Below are 1,571 nucleotides of genomic sequence, written 5' to 3' on the forward strand. Positions count from 1 at the left end.
CACCGGCGCCATCTCCCGCGTCGAGCTGACCTGGACGCCCCTGCCGTGGGAGCCGCTGATCGACCACTATCGCGTGTACGCCCTGCCGACGTCCGGCAGGGGTGCGACGCCCGACGAGACGCACCTGGTGGGCAAGACCGTGTATCCGCGTTTCGTGCACCACGGCCTCGACCCCGCCGGGGAGGACTTCCGCTACGTCGTCGTCGCGGTGTCCGACGCGGGCCGGCGCGGCCGTCCGTCCTCGGCGGTGGTGGGCGGATCCCAGGCCTCCGTGACCGCGACCGGCCGTGAGCTGGCGCGGATCGGCGAGTTCGACGGGAAGTCCCTCGAGCTGCGCTTCTCCCCCGCCCAGTACGGGCAGATCCCGAAGGCCCACCCGACGGCCGTGATCGACTACGTCCAGGGCGTGGACACCCCCGCCGCAGCGTGGCCGTACCTGCTGCCCGGCCCGGGCGACGCCTGGGCCGGTCGGAAGGCCTACCGCGCCCGCTGGACGGTGACCCTCGACGCCGCCCCGCAGCGGGACGTCGACCTGGCGCTGTGGTTCGTGGACACCACGCGCCTGGGCGGGCGCCTCGACGTGGCGGTGAACGGGCGGAGCGTACGGTCCGTGGAGCTGGCGAAGGGGGCGACGCGCGGCTCCCGCGAGGGCGACGCGACGCTGCCCGGGTCCACGCTGCTGCGCTCGTACCACGAGTTCACCCTGCCGACCGGGGCGCTGGCCGCAGGCGAGAACGTCGTGGAGTTCACCCTCGCCGAGGGTGGCTGGGTGGCCTGGGACGCGCTGGGCCTGTACGAGCGGGCGCGCTGAGGCGGCGGCCAGGGGGCCGGCCGGACGGCCTCGGATCGTCGCGGGCCCGGCCCCGCCCCGCTCACCCCTCCCCGCGCTCCGGGCCCCCGCGCACCACGGTGATCGCGCGGGTGTCCGGGGCGGTGTCGGCCACGTGCTCCATGGCGCGCTCGAGGTCGCCGGTCTGCTGGTACGCCGCGTGGATCTGCTCCCACAGGCGGGCGTTCCGGACGCCGATCGCCGCCGGATCCAGCACGGGGTCCTGGCCGGCACGGCGCTGGCGGTCGTAGTCCTTGAACAGCCGGATGGCCACGGGGCTCAGCAGGATGAGCGCCACGATGTTCACCCACGTGTAGAGGCCGACGCCGAAGTCGGCGAACGCCCACACGAGGGCCGAGCTCTGCACGGACCCGAACACCATGGAGCCGGCCAGCAGCAGCCGGGCGATCGCGATGACCGCGCGCTGCGCCGTCTTGTTCGGGATGAGGTAGGCGACGTTCGTCTCCGCGTAGAACGCGAAGGAGAGCAGGGTGGTGAAGGAGAAGAGGAAGACGGCGATCGCCACGAAGGACGGGCCGAAGGCGGGCAGTGCCTCGTCGATGGCGATCTGCACCCACGCCGGGCCCTCCTCGACGCCGGGCACGTGCTCGGCGAGGAGACTCTCCCCGTCCGGGCCCAGCACGTTGAAGCTGTTCGTGGCGAGGATCATCAGGCCGGTCATGGTGCAGACGAACAGGGTGTCCACGTAGGCGGAGAACGCCTGGGCCAGGCCCTGCTTCAC

At 73.1% G+C, this 1,571-nt stretch carries 2 protein-coding genes; one reads left to right on the forward strand and one right to left on the reverse strand.

The genetic code is table 11. The features are described 5' to 3' along the window. Positions 1-811, forward strand: an 811-nt coding sequence (locus tag AB0N07_RS50810) for a polysaccharide lyase family protein (protein WP_365847771.1), incomplete at its 5' end; no start/stop codon positions are given. A gap of 61 nt (positions 812-872) precedes the next feature. Here AB0N07_RS50810 and AB0N07_RS50815 read toward each other — a convergent pair. Next, positions 873-1,571: alanine:cation symporter family protein (locus tag AB0N07_RS50815; RefSeq protein WP_365847773.1), on the reverse strand; the 699-nt coding region annotated here is incomplete at its 5' end.

Source organism: Streptomyces sp. NPDC051172 (assembly GCF_040682555.1).
GTDB lineage: Bacteria > Actinomycetota > Actinomycetes > Streptomycetales > Streptomycetaceae > Streptomyces.